Annotated in this window: 25 protein-coding genes; 13 read left to right on the top strand and 12 right to left on the bottom strand. The window is 60.5% G+C overall.

Annotated features, from left to right (window positions below; all coding sequences use genetic code 11):
- The first annotated feature begins 9 nt into the window (after nt 1-9).
- The 6 genes from gshA to rsd all read left to right on the top strand — a co-directional run bounded on the left by gshA (nt 10) and on the right by rsd (nt 4,584).
- Nucleotides 10-1,572 (top strand): glutamate--cysteine ligase, encoded by a 1,563-nt coding sequence (gene gshA / locus F1529_RS02445; RefSeq protein ID WP_155131849.1) that lies wholly within the window; start codon nt 10-12, stop codon nt 1,570-1,572.
- 254 nt (nt 1,573-1,826) lie between these two features.
- Entirely contained in the window at nt 1,827-2,018 is a 192-nt protein-coding gene (gene rmf / locus F1529_RS02440) for a ribosome modulation factor (RefSeq protein ID WP_007150230.1), read from the top strand.
- Nucleotides 2,019-2,194: 176 nt separating this feature from the next.
- The gene (locus tag F1529_RS02435) at nt 2,195-2,698 is read left to right on the top strand and encodes a disulfide bond formation protein B (RefSeq protein ID WP_007148921.1); all 504 of its coding nucleotides are present in this window, start codon (nt 2,195-2,197) and stop codon (nt 2,696-2,698) included.
- Nucleotides 2,699-2,705: 7 nt separating this feature from the next.
- Nucleotides 2,706-3,089 (top strand): CidA/LrgA family protein, encoded by a 384-nt coding sequence (locus tag F1529_RS02430; RefSeq protein ID WP_007150322.1) that lies wholly within the window; start codon nt 2,706-2,708, stop codon nt 3,087-3,089.
- Nucleotides 3,079-3,804, top strand: coding sequence for an LrgB family protein (locus F1529_RS02425; RefSeq protein ID WP_007151085.1), 726 nt, complete (start codon nt 3,079-3,081; stop codon nt 3,802-3,804). The genes F1529_RS02430 and F1529_RS02425 overlap by 11 nt, the downstream gene beginning before the upstream one ends.
- A 279-nt stretch (nt 3,805-4,083) precedes the next feature.
- Nucleotides 4,084-4,584 (top strand): sigma D regulator, encoded by a 501-nt coding sequence (gene rsd / locus F1529_RS02420; protein WP_007149591.1) that lies wholly within the window; start codon nt 4,084-4,086, stop codon nt 4,582-4,584.
- 313 nt (nt 4,585-4,897) lie between these two features.
- Here the strand turns inward: rsd and F1529_RS02415 are convergent, their stop codons facing one another.
- Together F1529_RS02415 and F1529_RS02410 are read right to left on the bottom strand one after the other, a co-directional pair.
- Nucleotides 4,898-5,638, bottom strand: coding sequence for an FKBP-type peptidyl-prolyl cis-trans isomerase (locus F1529_RS02415; protein ID WP_155131846.1), 741 nt, complete (start codon nt 5,636-5,638; stop codon nt 4,898-4,900).
- Between the two features lie 22 nt (nt 5,639-5,660).
- Nucleotides 5,661-6,002, bottom strand: coding sequence for a DUF4124 domain-containing protein (locus F1529_RS02410; RefSeq protein ID WP_007149274.1), 342 nt, complete (start codon nt 6,000-6,002; stop codon nt 5,661-5,663).
- Between the two features lie 198 nt (nt 6,003-6,200).
- Between F1529_RS02410 and F1529_RS02405 the strand changes: the two genes are divergently transcribed.
- Nucleotides 6,201-6,938 (top strand): ParA family protein, encoded by a 738-nt coding sequence (locus F1529_RS02405; RefSeq protein WP_007149675.1) that lies wholly within the window; start codon nt 6,201-6,203, stop codon nt 6,936-6,938.
- A 187-nt stretch (nt 6,939-7,125) separates the two neighbouring features.
- On the opposite strand, the gene bioA is transcribed toward F1529_RS02405, so the two are convergent.
- Both bioA and F1529_RS02395 read right to left on the bottom strand, forming a co-directional pair.
- Nucleotides 7,126-8,400, bottom strand: a complete 1,275-nt coding sequence (gene bioA / locus F1529_RS02400; RefSeq protein WP_155131843.1) for an adenosylmethionine--8-amino-7-oxononanoate transaminase — start codon at nt 8,398-8,400, stop codon at nt 7,126-7,128.
- Between the two features lie 213 nt (nt 8,401-8,613).
- Nucleotides 8,614-9,096, bottom strand: a complete 483-nt coding sequence (locus tag F1529_RS02395; RefSeq protein WP_039927441.1) for a TIGR02444 family protein — start codon at nt 9,094-9,096, stop codon at nt 8,614-8,616.
- Nucleotides 9,097-9,212: 116 nt separating this feature from the next.
- Between F1529_RS02395 and F1529_RS02390 the strand changes: the two genes are divergently transcribed.
- Nucleotides 9,213-11,129: an ATP-binding cassette domain-containing protein gene (locus F1529_RS02390; RefSeq protein WP_155131840.1), complete on the top strand. Its 1,917-nt coding sequence runs from the start codon at nt 9,213-9,215 to the stop codon at nt 11,127-11,129.
- Between the two features lie 41 nt (nt 11,130-11,170).
- Here the strand turns inward: F1529_RS02390 and F1529_RS02385 are convergent, their stop codons facing one another.
- Together F1529_RS02385 and F1529_RS02380 are read right to left on the bottom strand one after the other, a co-directional pair.
- Entirely contained in the window at nt 11,171-11,887 is a 717-nt protein-coding gene (locus F1529_RS02385) for an anti-sigma factor domain-containing protein (protein WP_155131837.1), read from the bottom strand.
- Nucleotides 11,884-12,429, bottom strand: coding sequence for a sigma-70 family RNA polymerase sigma factor (locus F1529_RS02380; protein WP_007149568.1), 546 nt, complete (start codon nt 12,427-12,429; stop codon nt 11,884-11,886). The genes F1529_RS02385 and F1529_RS02380 overlap by 4 nt, the downstream gene beginning before the upstream one ends.
- A gap of 167 nt (nt 12,430-12,596) precedes the next feature.
- Here F1529_RS02380 and F1529_RS02375 point away from each other — a divergent pair, with 167 nt between their 5' ends.
- Genes F1529_RS02375 through F1529_RS02360 form a run of 4 tightly spaced genes read left to right on the top strand, consistent with a single transcriptional unit; the run spans nt 12,597 to nt 16,650 of the window.
- On the top strand, nt 12,597-14,117 hold the full coding sequence (locus F1529_RS02375) for a DUF4331 domain-containing protein (protein ID WP_155131834.1): 1,521 nt from the start codon (nt 12,597-12,599) through the stop codon (nt 14,115-14,117).
- Between the two features lie 25 nt (nt 14,118-14,142).
- Nucleotides 14,143-14,382 carry a hypothetical protein gene (locus F1529_RS02370; RefSeq protein ID WP_007149977.1) on the top strand — a complete coding sequence of 80 codons (240 nt, stop codon included), beginning with the start codon at nt 14,143-14,145 and terminating at the stop codon, nt 14,380-14,382.
- Nucleotides 14,369-15,535 carry a tetratricopeptide repeat protein gene (locus tag F1529_RS02365; RefSeq protein ID WP_196220354.1) on the top strand — a complete coding sequence of 389 codons (1,167 nt, stop codon included), beginning with the start codon at nt 14,369-14,371 and terminating at the stop codon, nt 15,533-15,535. Before F1529_RS02370 ends, F1529_RS02365 begins: the two co-directional genes overlap by 14 nt.
- On the top strand, nt 15,532-16,650 hold the full coding sequence (locus tag F1529_RS02360; RefSeq protein WP_155131828.1) for a HupE/UreJ family protein: 1,119 nt from the start codon (nt 15,532-15,534) through the stop codon (nt 16,648-16,650). Before F1529_RS02365 ends, F1529_RS02360 begins: the two co-directional genes overlap by 4 nt.
- Nucleotides 16,651-17,009: 359 nt before the next feature.
- Here F1529_RS02360 and F1529_RS02355 read toward each other — a convergent pair whose 3' ends face one another.
- On the bottom strand, nt 17,010-18,176 hold the full coding sequence (locus F1529_RS02355; RefSeq protein ID WP_007148333.1) for an acetyl-CoA C-acetyltransferase: 1,167 nt from the start codon (nt 18,174-18,176) through the stop codon (nt 17,010-17,012).
- Between the two features lie 410 nt (nt 18,177-18,586).
- Here F1529_RS02355 and F1529_RS02350 point away from each other — a divergent pair, with 410 nt between their 5' ends.
- Nucleotides 18,587-19,747: a lipid A deacylase LpxR family protein gene (locus tag F1529_RS02350; protein WP_155131825.1), complete on the top strand. Its 1,161-nt coding sequence runs from the start codon at nt 18,587-18,589 to the stop codon at nt 19,745-19,747.
- Between the two features lie 188 nt (nt 19,748-19,935).
- Here the strand turns inward: F1529_RS02350 and F1529_RS02345 are convergent, their stop codons facing one another.
- The 5 genes from F1529_RS02345 to F1529_RS02325 all read right to left on the bottom strand — a co-directional run bounded on the left by F1529_RS02345 (nt 19,936) and on the right by F1529_RS02325 (nt 23,598).
- Nucleotides 19,936-20,349, bottom strand: coding sequence for a YciI family protein (locus tag F1529_RS02345; protein WP_063520082.1), 414 nt, complete (start codon nt 20,347-20,349; stop codon nt 19,936-19,938).
- Between the two features lie 26 nt (nt 20,350-20,375).
- A complete protein-coding gene (locus F1529_RS02340; RefSeq protein ID WP_155131822.1) occupies nt 20,376-20,822 on the bottom strand; it encodes a nuclear transport factor 2 family protein in 447 nt (148 codons plus the stop codon).
- A 104-nt stretch (nt 20,823-20,926) separates the two neighbouring features.
- Nucleotides 20,927-22,174, bottom strand: a complete 1,248-nt coding sequence (locus F1529_RS02335) for an RNA polymerase sigma factor (RefSeq protein WP_155131819.1) — start codon at nt 22,172-22,174, stop codon at nt 20,927-20,929.
- A 16-nt stretch (nt 22,175-22,190) separates the two neighbouring features.
- A complete protein-coding gene (locus F1529_RS02330; RefSeq protein WP_007149158.1) occupies nt 22,191-22,574 on the bottom strand; it encodes a sirohydrochlorin chelatase in 384 nt (127 codons plus the stop codon).
- A gap of 178 nt (nt 22,575-22,752) precedes the next feature.
- Nucleotides 22,753-23,598 carry a histone deacetylase gene (locus tag F1529_RS02325; RefSeq protein ID WP_230457690.1) on the bottom strand — a complete coding sequence of 282 codons (846 nt, stop codon included), beginning with the start codon at nt 23,596-23,598 and terminating at the stop codon, nt 22,753-22,755.
- Nucleotides 23,599-23,612 lie beyond the last annotated feature (14 nt).

Raw genomic sequence — 23,612 nt, 5'->3', positions numbered from 1 at the left:
GCCCCAACCATGAAGCATCTTGAACAGAGAATTCATGCCCTGCTGGATTCAGATGCCGCCGCCACCCTGGCTGGTATCCGTCGCGGCATCGAGAAAGAAAGCCTGCGCATCACCACCAATGGCACCCTTGCGCAAACCCCGCATCCCAAGGCGCTGGGCTCCGCACTGACGCACCCCTACATCACCACGGATTATTCCGAAGCGCTGCTGGAATTCATTACCCCACCCAGCACCGAGCTGCACAAGCCCATCGAGTTTCTCGAACAGCTCCACCGCTACGTGTACAGCCACATCGGTGATGAAGTGCTGTGGGTCAATTCCATGCCCTGCATGATCGGCAAGGACAGTGATGTACCCGTGGCGCAATACGGCAGCGCCAATGTGGGCCGCATGAAAACCGTCTACCGGGAAGGGCTTGGCCATCGTTACGGCCGCAAGATGCAAACCATCGCCGGGATTCATTACAACTTTTCCTACCCGGAAGAATTCTGGAAACTGAATCAGCAACTGGAAGGCGACAGCGCGCCGCTGCAGGATTACATTTCCCGTCGCTACTTCGACCTGACTCGCAATTTCCAGCGCTACTCCTGGTTGCTGGTGTACCTGTTCGGCGCCTCCCCGGCACTGTGTGCCTCTTTCCTGGCCGGCCGCGAGCACGATTTGCTGGAGCGTTTTGACCACTCCCTGTATCGCCCCCAGGCCACCAGCCTGCGCATGAGCGATCTGGGCTACCAGAACAATGCCCAGTCTTCCCTGGCGATCAGCTACAACAACCTGGATGAGTACGTCAGCACCCTCACCCATGCCATCAAGACGCCGGAACCGGCCTACGAGAAAATCGGCGTCAAGGTGGGAGACGACTACCGCCAGCTCAACACCAATATTCTGCAGATCGAGAACGAGTACTACTCGTCCATTCGCCCCAAGCGCACCATCAACCCGGGCGAGCGCCCCACCACGGCATTGCAGGAACGTGGCGTGGAATACATCGAAATCCGCGCGCTGGACCTCAACCCGTTCGAGCCGGTGGGCATCAACCAGCAGGAAATTCGTTTCCTGGACCTGTTCGCCACCTATTGCCTGCTGCGCGAATCGCCGCAACTGGAAAAATGCGACCTGCATGCCAGCAAGGAAAACCTGCGCAAGGTGGTCTACGACGGCCGCAACACCGCCACCCAGCTCTGCAACTGGGGCAAGTCGGTGAGCCTGAAAGACTGGGCCACGGAAAAGCTGGAACAGATGCAGCCCATTGCCGAACTGTTTGACCGCGCCCATGGCGGCACCAACTATGCCGAGGCACTAGCGCACCAGCAGGAAAAAGTGGATAACCCGGACGCCACCCCGTCCGCGCGGATTCTGGCAACACTGGAAAGTCGCAATCAGGGCTTCTTCCAGTTCGCCATGGATCAGGCCCTGGCCCACCGCGACCACTTCCTGTCCCGCCAGCGCTGCGACAACACCAACCAGCGCCTGGAAGCACTGGCGGCGGACAGCCTGGCCGAACAGGCCGCCGGCGAAGCGGCCGATCAGCAATCCTTCGAGGATTACCTGGCCGATTACTTCCGCGACTGACCGGCAAACAGCCGGCAGCGGTTCCCGCCCCCGCGGGAACCGCTGCCGGCCCCTTCACTCCCCAATACAGCCCCTGACATGCGCCACCCGCCTCAACGTCACATTGCACTGCGACACATTCCGTTGCATAGCCCACCGCTAACACTGCACACGGATCGCGCTTGCTGCATTTGCACAACAAAAATGCGGACTCGCACGCTATGCAAATAGCACCGTAGTGCTACTCTCAATGGAACGTGACAAGGAGCAAGGGCATGTCTCCAGACCGGGAACAGTGCGAAAAAGCGTACAATCAGGGCTGCATGTGGGGGATGTCCGGCGGCGATAGCAACCGCTGTCCCTATACGGATGCCCCGCTGACGCAATGGTGGTTTGACGGTTGGCAAGCCGGCATCGACGCCTGGCACGACCGCAACCTGCAGCAGAAAAACGCCAAACAGGCCTGACGCGGATCCGCACAAGGAGCGGCCTCTCTCCTGCCTGGTGGGAGCAGTGCTGTCAGCACCGCTTCCTGTGCTTTCCACACCCGGCACCGTACGTTAAGCATCCGCCCTCTTTCCCCCTTGCCGCCACCGGCGCTTTTGCCTACCCTTCGCCGGTCCCCGACGAAAAGAGCCGCCCCATGCCGTCCTTCATTCCTGCTCCACGCCCGCTGAACATCCTCGCGTTTCTTGCCTGTCTGGCCGCCATGGCCGGCGCCCTTTACCTGCAACACGTGGATGGACTGGAACCCTGCCCGCTGTGTATTTTCCAGCGCGTGGGCGTGATCGCCGCAGCCGTGATCCTGCTGATCGCCAGCCTGCACGGACCCAAAGGCGTGGGCGTGCGCCTCTACGGCGCGCTGACCGCCCTGGCTGCCCTCGGTGGCGGCGCCGTGGCCGCGCGCCACATCTGGCTGCAGAACCTGCCGGCGGACCAGGTGCCCGCCTGCGGCCCCGGGCTGGACTACATGCTCGACGTATTTCCCCTGCAGAATGTGCTCCAGCAAGTGCTGGCCGGTTCCGGCGAGTGCGCCGAAATGGACTGGTCCTTTCTCGGCCTGAGCCTGCCCGCCTGGTCCATGGTGGTGTTTGCCGGCCTGCTGATCGTCGCCCTGATTCAGATGTTCCGCCCGTTGCCCCGCTGAGCCCGCCATGATCGATGGTCTGCTGATCCTGCTACTGTTCCAGTTTTTCGGTGAAGTGATTATTCGCCTCACCGGCATCCCCCTGCCCGCCTCCGTGGTCGGCATGGTGCTGTTGCTGCTGGCGCTATTGCTGGAAGCCCCGTTCACGCAGCGGGTGGCCCCGGCCGCCGGCGCCCTGATCAAGCACATCAGCCTGCTAATTTTCCCCCTCGGGGTCGGCATTGTGCTGCAATGGCACCGTTACGAAGAGTACGCCCTGGCACTGGGCGTGGCGGTGGTGCTGGGCACCCTGCTCAGCATGATCGTGGTCACCCTGATGCTGAAAAAGCTGCTGGGCGGCAAACACCAGGAAGCCACCGGAAGCCACCGTGGAGACGACCATGCCGGCTAACCTGGACAACCTTGCCGGGCTGGTGCACACGCCCCTGTTTGGCGTGCTGCTGACACTGGCCAGCTACCGTTTCGCGCTCTGGATCTACGGCCGCAGCAACAGCCTGCCCATTTTCCACCCGTTTCTGGTGGCCTCCATTCCGGTGATTATCGTGTTGCCGCTGGTGAATGTGGACTACGAGGAATACCGCGACCAGACACAGATCATTGCCTTTTTGCTGGGCCCGGCCACCGTTGCCCTGGCCTGGCCGTTATATCGGCAACTGCACACCGTGCGCAGCGTGCTTACCCCCATTGTGATCGCCACCATTCTCGGCGCCTTCATCTCAGCCGCCATCGCGGTGGGACTGGCCTGGTGGCTGGGTGCGCCCGCGGAAGTCGTAGGCTCCCTGGCGCCCAAATCCATCACCACGCCAATTGCCGTGGAAGTGGTGAAATCCACCGGCGGCTACGTGTCGCTGGCGGCCGGCGCCGTGGCCATCACCGGCATTGTCGGCGCGCTTTCCGCCGGCCCCATTTTCCGGCTGCTCAAGGTCACCGACCACCGGGTAAAAGGCTTTGCACTGGGGCTGGTAGCCCATGCCATCGGTACCGCCAGAGCCTTCGAATACGGCGAGAAAGCCGGCGCCTTTGCGGGCCTGGCGCTGGGCCTGTGTGGGCTGGTCACCGCCATAGCGCTGCCCTGGCTGTGGCCCTGGGTGGCGCAATATCTGTAAGAGCCGCAACAGGCTGCACGCTTCACGCCTGCCGTTACAAAGCACTAAAAGCCCCTGCCTTATGAAAAATCCGTCTTTATCAGCAAGTGGCTGACGCCACGCTGTTTTTTCAGCTGTTTCTCCCCACTCCGCAAAAAGGTCACTTTCTGCCCATTGCGCCCTCGCCACGCTCCATCCTAGTCTCGATAGCCCTGCTGAAGAATCAGACGTCCGCTTGTACGGCACCGTTCGTACCCCCGGCCCAAGGCAGTCTCAGCCATTCACTAAGGAGGGAACACAATGGCGAGTTCCACATCTGCAGCACTGGCTCAATGGCAACGTATCGAAGCACTGGTTCAAGCCTGGCTGGATGAACGCCAACAGCTGATTGTGCTGCTGTGCACCATGCAGGGCCTGAAAGGCCTTTCTACCCCCCAACCGTACGACAACCCGCAACCCATGCACCGGCAGGTACAGCGATTCTGTCAGCTGCTGATGGACTACATCAGTGCCGGCTATTTCGAGGTATATCGGGAACTGGTTAACGAAGCCCGCCACTTCCACCGGGAAAACCCGGCACTGACCCGGCAGATTATGCAGAAGCTGGACAGCTCCACCGATGCCGCCCTGGCTTTCAATGAAGACTTCGAACACCCCAACCAGTGCCTGGCCCAGCGCAAGGTGCTACCCCAGCGCATCAGTGCACTGATGGAAACCCTGGAAGAGCGCTTTGCCCTGGAAGACCAGCTGATTCTCAGTATTCATCAACAAGAACCGCCGCGGCAGCAGGCGACGCATTAAGAGCAGCAACAAGCGACAGAGGGACAGGGTTCGAGCCCCCGTTCTGTTTCGTGCGTCAACGATAAATGCAGGAGTGCCTCTTGAGGGGCGAACCGAATCTGGCACCATCCAGTTCAAGGCAACCTGCCGAGCACGGATATGCTTGATCGCCCTGCGGCGATTTCCGCGCAAGCGCGGTTCGCACCTCCAGAGGTACTCCTACAGCAGCTTCGTAGTGATGTCAGTGTGCTCCAGCAACTAGGGAACCTCTCGTAGCCCTAAACCCAAAAGGGCGCCTTTCGGCGCCCTCTTCGTAGCAAAAAACGCTCGGCGATTATTCTTCGCCTTGCGCCTCATCACCACTGCCTTGTGATGCATCACCGCTGCCTTTCACATCCAGCAGCTCGATTTCGAAAATCAGCACCTGGTTCGGGCCGATGTCGCCACCCGCGCCTTGCTCACCGTAGGCCAGTGACGGCGGCAGAACGATTTTCCACTTGTCGCCTTCCTTCATCATCGGCAGCGCTTCCTGCCAGCCCGGAATGATCTGCTGCAGGCCGAAGGTGGCCGGCTGCTCACGCTCTACAGAGCTGTCGAACACAGTGCCGTCGGGCAGGGTGCCGTGGTAGTGCACTTCCACGGTGTCGTTCAGGGTCGGAGACGCCGCCCCTTCTTCACCGGAGGCCAGCACTTCGTACTGCATGCCGCTGTCGGTAACGGTCACGCCGTCACGTTCAGCATTGTCCGCCAGGAATTTTTCGCTGGCTTCCAGGTTCTTGCCGGCTTCTTCCTCAACCTTCTTCTGTTGAGCGGCCATCATGCGACCCTGAAAATCACGAATCAGCTGATCCAGATCTTCATCACCCAGGCGGGATTCGCCCTTCTCGTCGAAGCCATCACGCAGGCCTGCAACCATGGCATCCAGGTCCAGGTTTTCCAGGCTGCGCATCTGCTCGGCACTGCGGAAACCCAAAGCGTAGGACGCTTTCTGGTCGTCCGTTTTCACTTCTGCGTTTTCCTGACCACACGCTGCCAGCAAGACAGTTCCTGCCAGCACGATTCCCAATTTCTTCATTCTGCCTCCAATTGGCTTACTGTTATTGTTTCTGTTGTGTCTCTTCAAGCCCCTTACCACCGCGCATCTCTTCCGCGCTGATGGTGTCCGGAGCCTTTACCGTAATGGGTTCCGCCGACACACCCGGCGGCGGAATCTGGCCATACTGCCAGTTTCCATCGGGGTCACGCCAGCGATACAGCTCCGTGTCTCCCTTTTTTTCCAGCCAGGGAGACAGGCTCCCATCGAACAATTTTTCCGGCTGTTGCCAGTTCTGTTCCACATGCTGCCAGTCCAACAGTGGCTTACCGCCACCCAGCGGCACGATAAACAATGCCGCCAGCACTGCCAGCAGCAGCACCACAATAATGAGCAAGAAACGCATAATGCCGGATTCCCCTGTATTGAGCCTCTTCACGGGATCGAGTTCCCGGTGGGAGCAAAATAACATCACAATTTACATCACTTGTGCCACTTTTGCGGTAGTGTTGAATTTGTGAGCACAATCACCCTTTCTTCCGACAGTCACCGCACCGGCATTAGGGGCAGGTAGAATCATACGAAATAACCATAAAGAAACGGTATGAACAGCGCACAGAACAGCCCATCCACGGGGATCGGCTCCCAGCATCGTCCCCACGCATCGCGTTTGGTGATTCTGGTCGCAAACAGCAAAGGGGGTTGCGGCAAAACCACCATCGCCACCAACCTGGCCTGCTACTTCGAGGCCTTGGGGCGTCCGGTATGCCTGATGGACCTGGACCCGCAACAGTCTGCCACCCAGTGGCTGAAAATGCGCAAGTCACCCACCATTCAAACCCTCGGCTGGCCTGCCGGCGAACCGGTTTCCCTGGGCCGTCTGCAACAACGTCTGGACCAGGCCGGCAACCTGGTGATCATCGATTCCCCTGCCGGGCTGGATCCGCACCAGCTGGATCACCTGTTACGACTCTCCCAGGTGGTTCTGGTTCCTGTGCTGCCCAGCCCCATTGATATCCGCGCCACTACCCGGTTTCTGCAAAGCGTCATGCTTACCCCCAGCTATCGACGGCGTCCCCGCCGGCTAGCCGTGATCGCAAACCGGGCGCGCACTCGCACAAAAATGTACGAAGCCCTACGCCAGTTTCTGTCCAGCCTGAAAATTCCCTACCTGGTGACCCTGCGTGATACCCAGCTCTACGTGCAAGCCATGAGCCAGGGGGAAGGCATCATGGACGCCGCCGTCTCCCGCCATCTTGAAGACCAGCAACACTGGCGGCTAATCGGCGAGTGGCTGGAGGTGCAACGACACCTGATACAGACCATGCCGGGGTTTCGGTAAACCACCTGTAGGAGTTCCCTTCCAGGGGACGAACCGCGTGTAAACGCGGAATTGCTCACAGGGCGATCAGGTTCTGGATCGACTCATGACAGTGCGGCAGGTGAACGCTCTTGTCGCCTCGCTTCGCGAGGTTCGTCCCCTGGAAGGGAACTCCTACAGCGGGTTTGTAGAAAGTTAGGTCTTAACGTCAACTGCCCTCCGCCAAATCCCGCATCGCTCCGGTGAGCTTGCTTAAATCCTCCGGCTCAATCACGAATGGCGGCATGATGTAGACCAGCTTGCCGAACGGACGAATCCACACACCCAGCTCCACAAAACGCGCCTGCACCTGCTCCATGGCCACCGGTTCTTTCATCTCCATCACCCCGATGGCACCCAGCACCCGGGTATCGGCCACCGCAGGCAACGCCTTCAACGGCAGCAGTTCGTCCTTGAGCTGGGCTTCTATGGCGGCCACTTTTTGCTGCCAGCCGGAATCCAGCAGTAACTGGATGCTGGCGTTGGCTACGGCGCAGGCCAGCGGGTTACCCATAAAGGTCGGCCCGTGCATCAACACACCGGCCTCTCCCTCACAAATACCCGCTGCCACCTGGTCGGTACACAGCGTAGCGGCCAGGGTCATGTAGCCCCCGGTAATCGCCTTGCCCAGGCAAAGAATATCCGGGCACACATCGGCATGCTCCAGCGCAAACATTTTCCCGGTGCGACCAAACCCGGTAGCAATCTCATCAAAGATCAGCAATACACCGTATTCGTCACACAAGGCGCGCACGGCTTTCAGATAGACAGGATGATAAATGCGCATGCCACCCGCGCCCTGCACCACCGGCTCCAGAATCACGGCGGCGATCTCCTGATGATGAGCCGCCAGCATCTGCTGGATGGAATCCAGATCCGCCGTATCGAAATCACTGTCATAGGGGCACTGCGGCGCGTCGGCAAAATAATGTTTGGCCAGCACACCACTGAACAGCGAATGCATGCCGTTGACCGGGTCACAGGCCGCCATGGCGCCGAAGGTATCGCCGTGATAGCCGTTGCGCAGGGCCAGCAGCTTGTCCTTGCCGGTATGCCCCTGGCTCAGCCAGTACTGCAAGGCCATCTTGATCGCCACTTCTACGGACACCGAGCCGCTGTCAGCCAGAAACACTTTCTCCAATGGATCCGGCGTCAACGCCACCAGCTTTTTGCCCAGCTCCACCGCCGGTTCGTGGGTCAGCCCCCCGAACATCACATGGGCCATACGGTCGATCTGGTCCTTGGCCGCCTGGTTCAACACCGGGTGGTTATAGCCATGCACCGCCGCCCACCAGGACGACATGCCGTCCACTAATTCACGCCCGTCGTCCAGCGTCAGCCTCACCCCGGCGGCACTGGCCACGGGAAAGGTGGGCAGGGGTTTCGAGGTAGACGTATAAGGATGCCAGAGGTGGTCGCGATCAAAATCCAGGTCGGTGCTCATGGAAGGGTCCGAATAAAACGTGGACAGGAAGAATGGCAGCGGAGGGGGGAAAGTTCAAAGTTGAAAGTTCAAAAGCGCGCCAGGCATTTGTGCCAAATCGTTAACGCCCTCACCGCGCCACGGCTCCTTATTGCTGACCGCATCAATGTCTTTGCCTATATTGCGGCGCGACGACAGCCTGATTCGAATCCCGCCCTGCCCAGCTCGCGCCTTTCAACTTTCCACTTTCAACTCGGCCAGGCGGCTCAGCCCTTCCTGCAATCCCTCACACTGCGCCGTTTCCGGAATCAGCACCAGCAACCAGCCCATCGGGTCCACCGGCTTGCCTGCCGGCAACAGGTTCTCGCACAAAGAAGGCAGGGTGGTCAGCAACCAGCGCTCGCCCTCCAGCTCCACCTGCTGGAGTTGGCGTTTGAACTCGGGCAAGCGGTCATCCTGTGCGGCCTTGCGGCGAACCTGGCGCAGCGGGCGCAGATAATCCGCTTCGAACTGCTCCGCCAGCTCCGCCAACCGTCGACCCGTCCGGGCATCCGGCTGCTTGCCCGACGCCGCCAGCCACAAGCCGCACAGCAGCAGCGACACCGGCACCTGATAGTCGTCCTGCAGATGCAGGCAGGCTTTCTCGAACCGCTTGTCCTGCCAGCGCCCCAGCGCAAAACGCCACAGATCCGCTTTCATCTCATCATTCACAGGCATCCCCTGGTTCACCTCCCCGGGCAGGTTGGTGCTTGAACAGGCCATCGCTTACACTGCGCCGGTTTCCTGCACGCCTGTCACGGCACGCAGGCCACTGTCTTGAAAATAGGCTCACCATGCTGTCTCTCGAACATATCAACCTTCGCCGCGGCCCCGACCTGCTGCTGGAAGATGCCAACCTGGTCCTGCACAAGGGCTGGCGCGTAGGTCTGGTGGGCCGTAATGGCAGCGGCAAGAGTTCGCTGTTCAAGCTTATCATGGGCGAGCTGGAGAGCGACGGCGGCAACCTCAACCTGCCTGCCGACTGGCGCCTGGCCATGATGGCCCAGGAAGTCCCCGCGCTGGAACAACCCGCCATCGAGTATGTGCTGGACGGCCACCACGCCCTGCGTGCCGCCGAGCGCAAACTGGCGGCCGCCGAACAGGCCGGCGACAACCACGCCATTGCCCTGACCCACGGCGAACTGGACGCCCTGCACGCCTGGCAGCAACCGGCCAACGCCGCCATCCTGCTGGCCGGCCTGGGCTTTAGTGAAGCCCAACAGCAACAACCCGTCTCCAGTTTTTCCGGCGGCTGGCGCATGCGCCTGAACCTGGCCCAGGTACTGATGAGCGACGCGGACCTGTTGCTTCTCGATGAGCCCACCAACCACCTGGATCTGGATGCCATTCTCTGGCTGCAAAGTTATTTGATTCAGCAGCCCGGAGCGTTGTTGGTGATCTCCCACGACCGGGCGTTCCTGGATGCCATCGTCACCCAGATTCTGCACATCGAACATAACAGCCTGAAGCAGTACACCGGCGGCTACTCCGACTTCGAACGCGAGCGCGCCGAAAAGCTGGCCCTGCAACAGAAGATGCACGACAAGCAGCAAACCCAGGTCGCCCACCTGCAAAAATTCATTACCCGCTTCAAGGCAAAAGCCAGCAAGGCCAAGCAGGCCCAGAGCCGGGTAAAGGCGCTGGAAAAACTGGAACTGATTGCCCCCGCCCATGTGGATTCCGGCTTCAGTTTTGATTTTTACAGCCCGGAAAAACTGCCCAACCCCATGGAGAACCTGGACGCGGTGCAGTGCGGCTATCGCAATAACGGCGTCGATACGGTGATCCTGGACCAGGTCAACCTGAGCCTGCGTCCGGAAACCCGCATCGGCCTGCTCGGCCCCAATGGCGCAGGCAAATCTACCCTGGTGCGCACTCTGGTGGGCGAACTGCCCGCCTTGGGCGGCCACTTTGAAAAAAACGATGATCTGAAAATCGGTTACTTCCACCAACAACAGGTGGATCGTCTGGACGCCAACGACACCCCCTACCAGATGCTGTCACGGTTCTATCCGCAATGGAGCGAATCGCAATTGCGCAGCGAACTGGGCCGCTTCGGCTTTCAGGGCAATGATGTGTTTGCCCCCATCGGACGTTTTTCCGGCGGCGAGAAAGCCCGCCTGGCGTTGGCCATGATCGTCCAGCAAAAACCCGCCTTGCTACTGCTGGATGAGCCCGCCAACCACCTGGACCTGGACATGCGCGAAGCGCTGACCCTGGCCCTGCAAGCCTTTGAAGGGGCAGTGGTGATGGTCTCCCACGATCGCCATCTGCTGGAAACCACCGTGGACGATTTTTTCCTGGTGGCCAACGGTGGTGTCAGCCATTTCGATGGCGACCTGGACGACTACGCCCGCTGGTTGCAACAAAATCGCCGCGACGGCAAACCGGTGAAAGAAGAGAAAGCCAGCGATGGCCAGGACGCCAAGGCCCGCCGCCAGCAAGCCGCCCAACAGCGCCAGCAGTTACGGCCCTTGAAAAAACAGGTGGAAACCCTGGAAAAACAACTGGCCCAGTGCAGTGACAAACTGGCCACAGTGGAAGACGGGCTGGGCGATGACGCGCTGTACACCGACCCAAACCGCAAGGACGAAATGAACGGGCTGCTGGGGGATCAGGCTCGCCTGAAGAAACAGCACGACGCGCTGGAAGGGGAACTACTGGACGCCATGGAAGCGCTGGAAACCGCCGAAAGCGAACTCGGCACCTGACGCCGCATCAACGCAGGCCAGCACCCGGCTCGCCTGCCCTGCTATAAATCCACAAGCTGAGTCTGATACACCACCGGCCCGGTGGGCTGCCCCGTCGGCGAACCGCCATGGGGCTCCAGGCTGATCGCCAGGGAACGGGATTGCAGCAATTGTTTCACCTGCTCATGACTCAGCGTGATCCGCAACTCTGCCCCCTCGGTCGGCAATACCGATAACGAGATCGGCACCCCGGATTCTGGCAACAACCACAGCTCATAATCCTGATCATCGCTTGCCGGCAACGCGGGCGGCAATGAACGCAATGTGAGACTGTGGTCTCCCCGGGAAGCGTTCAACACCCACAATGGTTGCGCCTGTGTCCCCTGCACCACGCCCACCAATCCATTCTCCGGGGCTTTCGGCGGCACCGGCGTCCAGATCAATAACGCCATCAACCCCGCCACGGCAATGCCTGTGGTCCAGCGCCAGGGCAACGCCGACTGCCACCAGGCAGCGGCACCGGCATGGGGCTCGGGCGCCGTCTCTGGCGCGGCAAACAACCGACGCTCCAGCGCATCCCAGGCACCGGCCGGCGGCTGCATGCTGGGCGCAGAATCATTGAACGGTTGCAACCGCCGCTCCCACAGCCACACCTGCCGCCGCAATTTGGGCGACAACATCATCCACCGTTCGAAACGTTTTCGCGCCGCGCCGTGCAGGGTGCCCAGCACATATTCCGCCGCCAGCGCATGATTACGCTCAGGGTTATCCGGCTTCATGAACCCAGACACTGACGCAATACGTTGAGCCCACGGCGCACCCAGCTTTTAGTAGTACCCAGAGGCTGCCCCATGGCAACCGCCAGTTCCTGATGGGTGAAACCACGAAAATAGGCCATCTCGATACTGTTTCGATAACGCTCATCCAGATCGCGCAAACAATCACTCAAGCGCTGCCGATCCACCATGTCGCCTGCATTCTGCATGGGCCCGGGTTTCTCGCAGGCATGATTCTGCGCCACCGAATCGAACTCCACGTCCCTGCGGCGGCGCCGTATCGCATCCAGCCCCCGGTACCGACAGATCGACATCATCCACGTCAGTACCGAGCCCCGGTCCGCATGGTATTCACCGGCGTGATGCCACACCTGAATATAGGTTTCCTGCAGCACGTCATTGGCCTCGTCATTATCGCGCAACAATTGCATGCACTGTCCGTACACTGCACGGCTGGTTTGTTGGTACAGGTCGGAAAAAGCCGCGCGGTCCCCTTGCGCGACTTTTGCCAGCTGATCCACCAGCATGCTTTCCCTTGCTGCCATAACGAGGTTCTCCGGACGCGCCGTTGAGTTGACCTCCTTAATGGCAGATGACCTGTTAGTAATACGTGAAAAAACGCATTCCGGATGCAGAAAAAAACAAAATATTTTTTGCATCCGCCAGGCGAGCTGCTGCGTAACGTAGACACACAAATAAAAGGAGTGTTCGTATGTTACGCCGCCCTGTTCTCTTGCCTGCGGTCTGCACCGCCGCCGCGCTGCTGGCCAGCAGCACTGCGCTGGCATCCAGCCACCGCGAGGCCCCGTTCATCACCGGCATGCCCAAAGTCGATGGCACGGACTTCTATATGTTCAACAGCTATGAGTCCGGCCGTGACGGGTATGTGACCCTGATCGCCAACTACCTGCCCCTGCAGGATGCCTATGGCGGTCCCAATTATTTTTCCCTGGACGATGACGCCATTTACGAAATCCATATTGATAATGACGGCAACGCCATGGAAGACATCACCTTCCAGTTCCAATTCAATACGGAACGCAAAAACGCCACGGTCAATGTGGGCGGCACAGACGTGCCGGTACCGTTGATCAACATCGGCGCCATCACCGCCAACGACACCAGCGCCCAGAACGTGCTGGAAAGTTACACCGTAAAAATGATCACCGGCGATCGCCGCACCGGCAACGTTCAAAACATCACCCACGCCGGCAGTGGTGACGACACCTTTGCCAAACCGGTGGACAACATTGGCACAAAATCAATCAACGATTACGCCACCTACGCCGACAGCTTCATTTACGACGTCACACTCCCCGACTGCCCGATGCCGGGCAAAGTGTTCGTTGGCCAGCGCCAGGAAGGCTTTGTGGTGAATCTCGGCGAAGTGTTCGACCTGGTGGCGCTCGACCCACTGGGCGCCCGTGATTCACGCAGCAACACCATCGGCGACAAGAACGTCACCAGCCTGGCTCTGGAAGTCCCGGCGGACTGCCTGACCGGCGACAACACCGTTATCGGTGGCTGGACCACCGCCAGCGTTCGTCAGGCCAGTGTCATCAACCCCGCGCCGCAGGGCTCCAGCACCACCGCCAGCGCGGACGCCAAAGGCCCGGCCGTGAAAGGCGGCGCCTATACCCAGGTATCCCGTCTCGGCTCGCCCCTGGTGAACGAGGTAGTCATCGGCCTGCCCGACAAGGACCGCTTCAACGCCAGTGAACCCAAGGACGACGGCCAGTTCGCCACCTATGTGACTAACCCGAGCCTGCCCGCCCTGGTGAATGTGCTGTTCAGCGTGCCCGCCCCGGAAACCCCGCGTAACGATCTGGTCACTGTGTTCCTCACCGGCGTCCCCGGTGTCACCCAGCTGCCCACCGTAACCGCCAGTGAAATGCTGCGCCTGAATACCGGCATCCCGGCCACCGCCGCGGGCGCCCAGGTCGACCTCGGTGTTGCTGGGGGTGACTTTGCCGGCTTCCCCAATGGCCGTCGCCCTGTGGATGACGTGGTCGACATTGCCCTCACCGCCGCCGAAGGCTTCCTCTGCGGGGCCGATGTAAACGGAGCCGATCCCGGTGGTGAAATCGGTAATTGCGGCACCCAGGACAGTCAGGTCAACGGTGGTGCCATCGTCAATGACGGCGCCCTGCCCGACCCGGCCGCCTACCTGACCACCTTTCCGTACCTGAACACGCCGCTGCCCGGTGCCGACAACGTGGCCGCCGCGCCGTAACCGCGCCCCATCACAGGAGGACATCATGCGTTTATTACTGGCAACCACGGTTTCGCTGGCGACCCTCGGGCTTGTGGCCTGCGGCGGTGACGATGACAACGATCCGCCACCGCCCCGTGCACAAGCCACGGTGGACTACACGGTCTTTGTGAAAACCCAGCTGGCCGCCACCAGTGACACCACCGACCCGGTTAGCGTGAACAACCTGCGCTTCCGGAACCAGACCAACAGCAACGAGGATGCCTATAACAGTGTCCTGGATTAACCCCCAAACAGGCCGCCGGTTTCCGGCGGCCTTACTGTTGATTCTCTGCGGGGGGCTACTGGTCAGCACGACCGGGGCAGCCCCCTACACCCCGGACAATAACAACACGGTGCTGGCCACCTTGTCGGACTCCCAACGGGCCCTGACACCCGCCAGCCCACCACAAAACGAGGCCGATGCACTGCGTCTGGCCCGCGCCCAGATTGATTACGGTCGCCAGCAGGGCGACCCGCGTTTTCTCGGCTATGCACAACGCACCCTGGCCTCCTTTTCCCAGCCACCGCCCCCGGCGGTGAGCCTGCTGTGGGCGGACATCGAGCAACAACGCCACCAGTTCACCCGGGCCCGTACCCGCCTGACGCGATTACTGGAACAGCACCCCAATCAGGGCCAGGGCTGGCTGATGCTGGCCAACATCGAGCGGGTTCAGGGCCAGTTCGATGCCGCCCGGCAAGCCTGTGGCAACGCGGCCAACAGCCTGCCACCGACGACGGTGGTGTTATGTCAGGCCAGTGTGCAAGCCATGACGGACCAGCATCAGCGCGCCTACGCCACCCTGCAGTCGCTGGCCGATAGTCCACTGGTTAGCGACACCACCCAGAGCGTCTGGTTGCAGACCCTGATTGCCGAAATGGCCATTCAGCAGGGCGAACCGGAACGGGCGCAACAGGCCCTGGATGCCGCCCTGGCACTCGCCCCACAGAATGCCTATTTGCGCTACCTGCAAAACGACCTGTGGTTGCAACAAGGTCACCCCGACGCCGTGATTGCGGATCTGAAGAACTGGCAGGACCGGGACAATGCCCTGCTGCGCCTGGCCATCGCCGGCCAGCGCAGCCAGCACCCGCAGGCCGGGCAGTGGCAACAGGCCTACCAGCAACGGCTTGACGCGGCTGAATTCGCTGGCCGCACCGTGCATCAACGTGAGCATGCCCGCTACCTGCTGCAGGTCGACCCGTCGCCCACCGAGGCCCTTGCCGTGGCCCGGGACAACTGGCAGCAGCAAAAGGAGCTCACCGACCTGCGCCTGTTGCTCGCCGCGGCCACCGCCGCCGACAACGCCGATGCCCAGGCCACCGCACGGGACTTCATCGACACCCACGGCGTCCATGATGCCGCCCTCCAAGCGCACTGGCCGGAGGCCCAACCATGAAGCATTGCCTGATACTGATGCTGCTTCTCGCCTGCGCCCCGGCGTTTGCCCATAAACCCAGCGACAGCTACCTGACCCTGAACAGCACCTCCAGCAGCCCGCAAATTACCGGTCGCTGGGATATCGCCCTACGCGACCTGCAACTGGTGATCGACCTCGACAGCAACAACGATGGCAACATCACCTGGGGCGAGCTGCGTAACCGCCAACCCGAACTGGCGCAGCAAATTCTGCCCATGCTCACCGTGCAGACGGGGCAAGGGGAAACAGCCCAACCCTGCCCGCTCACGCTCACCGGTTTGCAGGCCAATGACCATGTGGACGGCACCTACGCCGCCCTGCATTTTCAGGGCACCTGCCCCGCCGCACCGTCACAACTGGGCGTTCATTACCGCTTCCTGTTCGACCGGGACCCCAGCCACCACGGCTTGCTCAGGTCGAACCACGACGGCGTCGAACTGGCGGTGACGTTCAGCGACAACCAACGTCGCCACCAGCTCGATACCAGTGGCGCAGGGCAATGGCAGGCCTTTCAGGGGTTTGTGCATCAGGGCATCCACCACATCCTGATCGGCTACGACCACATCCTGTTCCTGCTCACCCTGCTGTTTCCCGCCGTGCTGGTGTGGCAACGGGGCAGCTGGCAGCCGGCACCCACCATGCGTGGCGCCCTGACCCAGACCCTGGCCATCGTCACCGCCTTTACTGTCACCCATTCGCTGACCCTGGCGCTGGCCACGCTGGGCATCATTACCCTGCCCGCGTGGCTGGTGGAGTCCGCCATCGCCCTCACCGTCGCGCTCGGCGCCGCCGCCAATCTGCTGCCCGGGCTGTTCCCGAAACGCTGGATCATGGCCTTCGTCTTCGGCCTGGTTCACGGGCTGGGGTTTGCGTCAGTGCTGGCGGATCTGGGGCTGATGGGGGACGGCATTGTGTTGCCGCTGCTGGGCTTCAATATCGGCGTGGAGCTGGGGCAGATCGCCATCGTGTTGCTGTTTGTGCCGCTGGCTTATCTGGCGCGGGATACGGCGCTGTACAAGCGCGTCTTTGTGCCGGTGGGGTCGGTGGCCATCATGGTACTGGCCGGGGTCTGGCTGGTGGAAAGGCTCAGTTGATTCGCTGGCAATAACATCCTCCTGCGCACATGGAGGACTGTCTGCAAGCGGCCCTGCCCCGGTCGAGGAAACCGTATCGAGATACGAGTGACGAGTTGCGAAAGGCAAAACCCAAGATCTGAAGAGAGGGCTTCCGGTTCTGAACTTCGCTCCTCGAAACTCGTGACTCGTGACTGAATCCTTCGCCGTGCAGGCATGGCTCCTGCAGATAAAACCGTGCGCACAAAAAAGCCGCCCCGGAAAGCCAGGGCGGATTTTTTCAAGCTGAAAAACGCGAAGGCACGGAGCTGAATTTCAGGTGGGCGGCCACACGCCCCTCCGCGTTTTCACTTTGCACTTTTCACTTTCATCGACAACTTTTACAGCACTTCGATAATGGTCGCGTTAGCGGTTCCCAGGCCTTCACAGATGGCCAGCAGACCGTACTTGCCACCGCGGCGTTTCAGCTCATACACCAGCGTACCCATCAGCTTGGAACCGGTGGCCCCCAGCGGGTGGCCCAGCGCCTGGGCGCCACCGTTCACGTTCAGTTTTTCGTAGTCTGCACCCACCGCCTTCATCCAGGCCAGCGGCACGGAACCGAACGCTTCGTTGACTTCGTACAGGTCGATATCCGCCATGGTCATGCCGGCCTGCTTGAGCACTTTCTCGGTGGCCGGGATCGGACCTTCCAGCACCATGGTCGGGTCAGAACCCACCACCGCCATGGCGTGAATACGCGCCAGCGGCGTCAGGCCCAGTTCCTTGACCGCCTTTTCGCTGGCGATCATCACCGCCGAGGCGCCGTCGGTAATCTGGCTGGCGTTGGCGGCGCTGATATGGCCCCCTTCCTGCAGCGGCTGCAGTGCCTTGATGGCATCCAGCTCCGCTTCCCAGCGAATTCCTTCATCGACCAGATGCTCTTCCTGGGAGCCGTCTTCCAGGGTCACCGGCACCGGAATGATTTCATCCTTGAAGCGGCCCGCTTCGGTCGCCGCCGCCCCACGTTTGTGAGAGTCGTAGGCGAACTGATCCAGCTCCGCCTTGCTTACCCCGTATTTCTCCGCCATGCGCTCAGCACCATGGAACTGGCTGAACGTTTCGCCCGGGTAGCGCTTGCTGATTTCACCGGTAAACGGGTTGCCCATTTCCTTGACGGCCATCACCGGAGAACCGATCGGCACCTGGCTCATGGATTCCACCCCGCCGGCAATCACCAGGTCCTGGGTGCCACTCATCACCGCCTGGGCGGCAAAGTGGATTGCCTGCTGGGAGGAGCCGCACTGACGGTCAATAGTGACGCCCGGTACGGACTCCGGCAGGCAGGAGCTCATGATAGAGGTCCGCGCCACGTTGAAGGTCTGCGGGCCGATCTGGCTCACACAACCAAAAATCACGTCGTCGATTTTTTCCGGCGCCACCCCGGTGCGCTCGACCACTGCATCAATAACGCGGCCGCCCATATCTGCCGGGTGTACCTTGCTCAGCCGACCGTTCTTCTTGCCACCAGCGGTACGCACCGCCGCTACGATATATGCTTCTGCCACCGTGCTCTCCTTATCATCACTGTCTGTTGAGCGTCAGCTCATGAATATGTCACTGAGGCTACGCCGCCTGGGTAACGAAGCTCAATGACCGAAGAAGACGGCAGTGATGGGTATCTTGTCATCCGCGGATAAGGGCGCGTTCCGAATAAATCGAAAAATTCGATTAAATGGCCAACGCTGTCGCACTGTTTCATCGAACAGTCATCGGTGATCCTAGTCCTATTGAACACTCAGCGGCTCGACAATGGCGCCGCTGCCGCTGGCAGAACAACAACTCTCTGTAGAAACAGGCAACAACCGCCCAGCAACGCGATACCGACCATGCGCGTGCGGGGCATACCGTACGCGTCACAGAATTGCAGTTCCGGCGAGCCACTTGCGCGCTTCCGGAGTGAGACGGATACGGAGCCATGACAGAGAACACACGCGACAGCCTTTTTCCTTCCCCCGGTTTCCGGGTCGCCAGCTTACTGGCGATCATCATGCTGGCGAGCCCGGGACTGACCGCTGCCGCGTCCCTGTCCGACACCGCCTCGCCGCTGGCCCGGGCCGGGGACCCCGGATTCGCCGAAATGCGCCCACGCCAATCCCGCCCTCAACCGCAGCAGGAGCGCGAAACCGGTAGCTGGGCACTGACCCTGGATAACGACATGCTGGTGCCGGGCACCCGTGATCAGGATTACACCTACGGCCTCAGCATGGCCGCCACCGGCACCCGGGCACGGGATTTTCTGCTTTCCCTGGATACCCCGCTGGGCTGGATCGATACCGCCCTGGGCCTCAATAGCTTGTCCGGGAGCCGGGTTCGCGGCCACAGTTTTGAAGCGGGCATTTTCGGCTTCACCCCGGAACAGAAAGAGCGGCCCGAGCCCCTGTACGACGACCGTCCCTACGCCAGCATGATCTACCTTTCCAGCAGCCGCGTGCAGGTGAATCCCGACGACCAGGTGGCCTGGCACAGCACCCTGACACTGGGCGCCCTGGGGCTGGATCTGGCCGGCAACATTCAGAATGGTGTGCACAAGGTCGTCGGCAGTGAACAAGCGGAAGGCTGGGATCACCAGATCAGCGATGGCGGCGAACCCACCGCTCGCTACGCGGTGGCACGGCAGAAGAGCCTGCCCATTTCCAGCGACAATCTGGAAGTGAAAAGCACCGTGGAAGGCTCCGTGGGTTACCTCACCGAAGCACGCTGGAGCCTGAGCTTTCGCGCCGGACGCCTGCGCAGTCCCTGGTGGCAGAGCAACCCGGAGCTGACCCGCTACGGCGAGCGCAACAACACCACCGCCACCAGTGAGGATAACGAGCACTATGTGTGGGGTGGCATCGCTCTGGTCGGCCGCGCCTACAATGCATTTCTGCAGGGCCAGTTCCGGGACAGCGACGTGCGCTACGACAGCGACGAAGTGAACCATGGCGTCGCCGAAGCCTGGCTGGGTTACACCTATGCCTTCAGCGACGGCTATCGGCTCAGCTATGTCCTGCGCGGCCACACCTCCGAACTGAAAGAAGGCGTGGGTGACCGCAATGTGCTGTGGGGCGGTTTGGTGTTCGCGAAGACCTTTGATTAGGACCTGTTAACACTACCGAGATGGCGCCTGTTGAGCCCCCCAAAGTTTTAGGGAGCCTCTGAAAAAAGACAGGCAGGCTGTGGGAAGCGATGCTTGCATCGCGAAAGGACCGCCCCCCCGACGTTATTCGTGATGCAAGCATCACTTCCCACAGAAAATCAGGGGTGACGGGCGTTTTCAAAAACGCTTTAGTCCGTCACCTTCTCGTTTTCCGATACCGCGTCCGCATAAGGCACGGCATCCGACGACTCGCCGTAGATATCGCGCACCGGCCGCACCTCGATGCTGCCGTAGCGTGCCGGCGGAATACGGCTGGCCACACGGATCGCATCGTTCAGGTCATTGGCGTCGATCAGGTAAAAGCCCGCCAGCTGCTCCTTGGTTTCCGCAAAGGGGCCATCGGTGACACTCACCTGCCCGTCGCGCAAACGCACCGTGGTCGCCGTGGACACCGGTTGCAGGGCGGAGCCATCCAGCATCACGCCGGACTCCTGCAAGCCACCGCTGTAGGACTGGCACTCCTGGTTAAGCGATTGCCAGTGATCATCGCCACGTTCCTGCATCGCCGCTTCGTTGTAATACACCAGACATAGATATTTCATCGTGCTCTCCTTTTGGCCTGTTAGCACTAGTTGAAAGGTACCGGTGTGTGCTCCGGTTGCCACGTCATAATCAGCGACATGTCCTCCGGATTGAACGGGCAGGAAAAGTGTTCGTGGACAATCTTCCACTGGCCGCCATCACGTTTCCATACATGCGTACAGCGCATCCAGCCGCCCTGCTTTTCCCCTTCCATAGTGGCACCGCAATGGGTCAGGCTGTGCGACACCGCCAGTGAATCGGATGCCTCCACAACCAGGTCGTGCATCTCGAAAAACGGCTCCGCCGGGCAGGATTCCATGCACTTTTTCCAATGCGCCCGATACGCTTTCTCGCCGGACACCTGAATAGCCAGAATCGCATCGAATGAACGAATATCGGCATGATAGAGGGCCATGATCGCTTCGATATCATTATCGGCTGCGCCTTTCAGCCAACGGCGAGTAAGGTCCTGAATGGTTGTTTCAATGCTCATGTTCAACTCCTTTATGGGTCGCTTTCACAGTAGTCGAACCTGAAACCCCGCTTTCGACAACGCCCCTGTTTATTTCAAGATGCCACTGTCCGCGAATAAAACCGCTACCCGGAAAGGTCAGCAAGCCGTTGTTGCAGAAAGCGTTTTTCTGCTGGTTGCGTCGCCAATGCCAACGCTTGCGTGTAGGCCTGAGCCGCCGCGTCCTGATGGCCCAACTGCCGGTGCATATCTGCCAGTGCGGCATGGGCCAGGTGATACCCTTTCAGGGCCTTGTTCTCCATCAGCGGCTCCAGTGCCTGCAAGCCGGCCTCCGGGCCATCACGCATGGCCAGCGCCGCCGCCCGGTTAAGCGCCACAATGGGCGTCGGCATATGCTGCATCAACAGATCATAGAGCCCGACGATTTCCTGCCAGTCAGTCTCGGCACTGCTGGGTGACTGTGCATGCACTGCCGCAATGGCGGCCTGCAGGGTATAAGGCCCGAAGCGCCGTGACAGCAAGGCCTGGCGCACCAGTTGATCCGCGCGCTGGATTTCCTGCCGGTCCCAGAGGCTGCGCTGCTGGTTTTCCAGTAACACCAGCTCGCCTTGCGCATCCGTGCGCGTCGCCCGACGGGCATGGTGAAGCAGCATCAGCGCCAGCAGGCCCTGGCATTCGGGGTCCGGCTGGTCGGTACGTTCCGCCAGCAAGGCCAGCACCAGCTCCGCCAGACGAATGGCTTCCTCACTGAGATCATGACGCAGGGCCTGCTCGCCGGACGACGCCAGATAGCCCTCGTTGAACACCAGATAGATCACCTGCAGGACCGATTGCAGACGCTCCGCCAATGCCGCGCCTTCCGGCACCTCGTAGGGAATCTTCGCATCGCGAATCTTGCCCTTGGCGCGGACAATGCGCTGGGCCACAGTGGCGGGTTTGCTGAGAAAGGCACGGGCGATGGCTTCCGTGGTGAGTCCACACACTTCCCGTAATGTCAGCGCCACCTGTGCTTGCGGCGCCAGCCCCGGGTGGCAACAGGTGAAGATCAGGCGCAGCCGGTCATCCTCGATGGCGGCATTCTCAATCTCCATTTCCACCGTCGCCTGGGCGGCAAGGTGATCCGCCTGCTCACGCAATAGCGCGTCGTAACGGGCACGGCGGCGTAACTGATCGATGGCCTTGAAGCGCCCCGCAGAGACCAGCCAGGCACGGGGGTTGTCTGGCACGCCGTCTTCCGGCCATTGCCTCAGGGCAGCGACAAACGCTTCCTGCAAGGCATCTTCTGCCAGGTCGAAATCCCCCAGCAGACGAATCAGGGTCGCCAGTACCCGGCAGGACTCGCTGGTAAAAATCCGTTGAAGCGTGCTTTCCATGACAGCCGGGTCCGGGTCAGTTTTCCTGTTCCTGAAGATGCTGCACCACCAGCGGTGCGAGCCCGGCGGCACTGCCGAAATAACGCATCAATTCGATATCCAGATCCGGAAACCGCTCGCGGGCCTCTTCAATCTGTGCCGGAATATCCTTGCCCACGTGCTTGCCCTTGTTAAAGAACAACGGGTAAAGCTGCACGGTTTTCACCGGCTGATGCTCCAGCTGTTGGATCGCTTCGATCAAAGAGGGTGTCGCCAACTCGAGAAAACAGGGCAACACGGCCACGTATTCCTGCCCGGCGGCGTGGGCAGATTCCGCCACGGTGTCCACCAGCGCACGAAACTCGTCGTTGGCCGTTTCACTGCGGCTGCCATGGGCCATGATCAACAAGGCTTTGGACATGCAATAACCTCCAGGCTCTGATACAGGAGCGTCGCTGGCGGCGCGAAATAGCAAATTCGAAATACGAGTTGCGAGTTACGAGTTACGAAAATCTGAAACTTCCGTTCTTTAAGACTTTGCTTTTCGAGACTCGTTTCTCGCAACTCGCGGCTGCTGTTTCGCGCCGCCAGCGACGCTCCTACACAAAGGAATGTACTTCAGACGCAGCTTCAACAACGATTGCATGGCGCTGCGCCAGCGCGTCACGATCATCATCGTAGCCGCCCCCGATCACCGTGGCCACAGGAACATTGCGCTGACGACAGCGGGCAAGGACACCCCGGTCGCGATCGGCGATACCCTGCTCGGTAATATGCAGGCGCCCCAATGGATCGTGCTGAAAGATATCCACGCCGGCGTCATAAAAAACCAGATCCGGCTGCACCAGATCCAGCAATTGATCCAGCGTCTCAAACACCGTATCCAGATAATCCTGATCCGTCATGCCCAACGGCAACCCCACATCCAGATCGCTTTTCATCTTGCGCACCGGAAAGTTTTTCTCACAATGAATGGAGCAGGTAAAAGCCCGAGTTTCATCAGCCAGCATGGCAGCCGTGCCATCGCCCTGATGCACATCACAATCAAACATCAGTGCTTTTTTCACCACGCCCCGGTCCAGTAACTGGCGCACCGCAAACGCCTGATCATTGAAGATGCAGAAACCGGAACCGAAATCGTAATGGGCGTGATGGGTGCCGCCAGCCAGATGGCAGGCAATACCCTGCTGCAGTGCCAGCTGGGCCGTCATCAAGGTGCCCATGGGGGCAATGCAAGAGCGTCTCATCAAAGCTTCGCTCCAGGGCAACCCCATGCGCCGCAACGCCTTGGCTTCCACGGTGCCGTTCACCATCGCCGATACGTATTGCGGGCAGTGAACCCGACTTAACAGTGCAGCCTTGGCACGGCCGGGGCGAAATTCATTATCGCCACAGGCAATCCCTCTACTGCGCAGATGGTCATGCAGCCGAGCGAACTTTTCCATGGGGAAACGGTGCT

It is taken from the genome of Alcanivorax sp. VBW004 (assembly GCF_009718865.1).
In the GTDB taxonomy this organism is placed as follows: Bacteria; Pseudomonadota; Gammaproteobacteria; order Pseudomonadales; family Alcanivoracaceae; genus Alcanivorax.
Note: the sequence above shows the minus strand (reverse complement) of the source record. Positions and strands in the feature narration are given on the sequence as shown.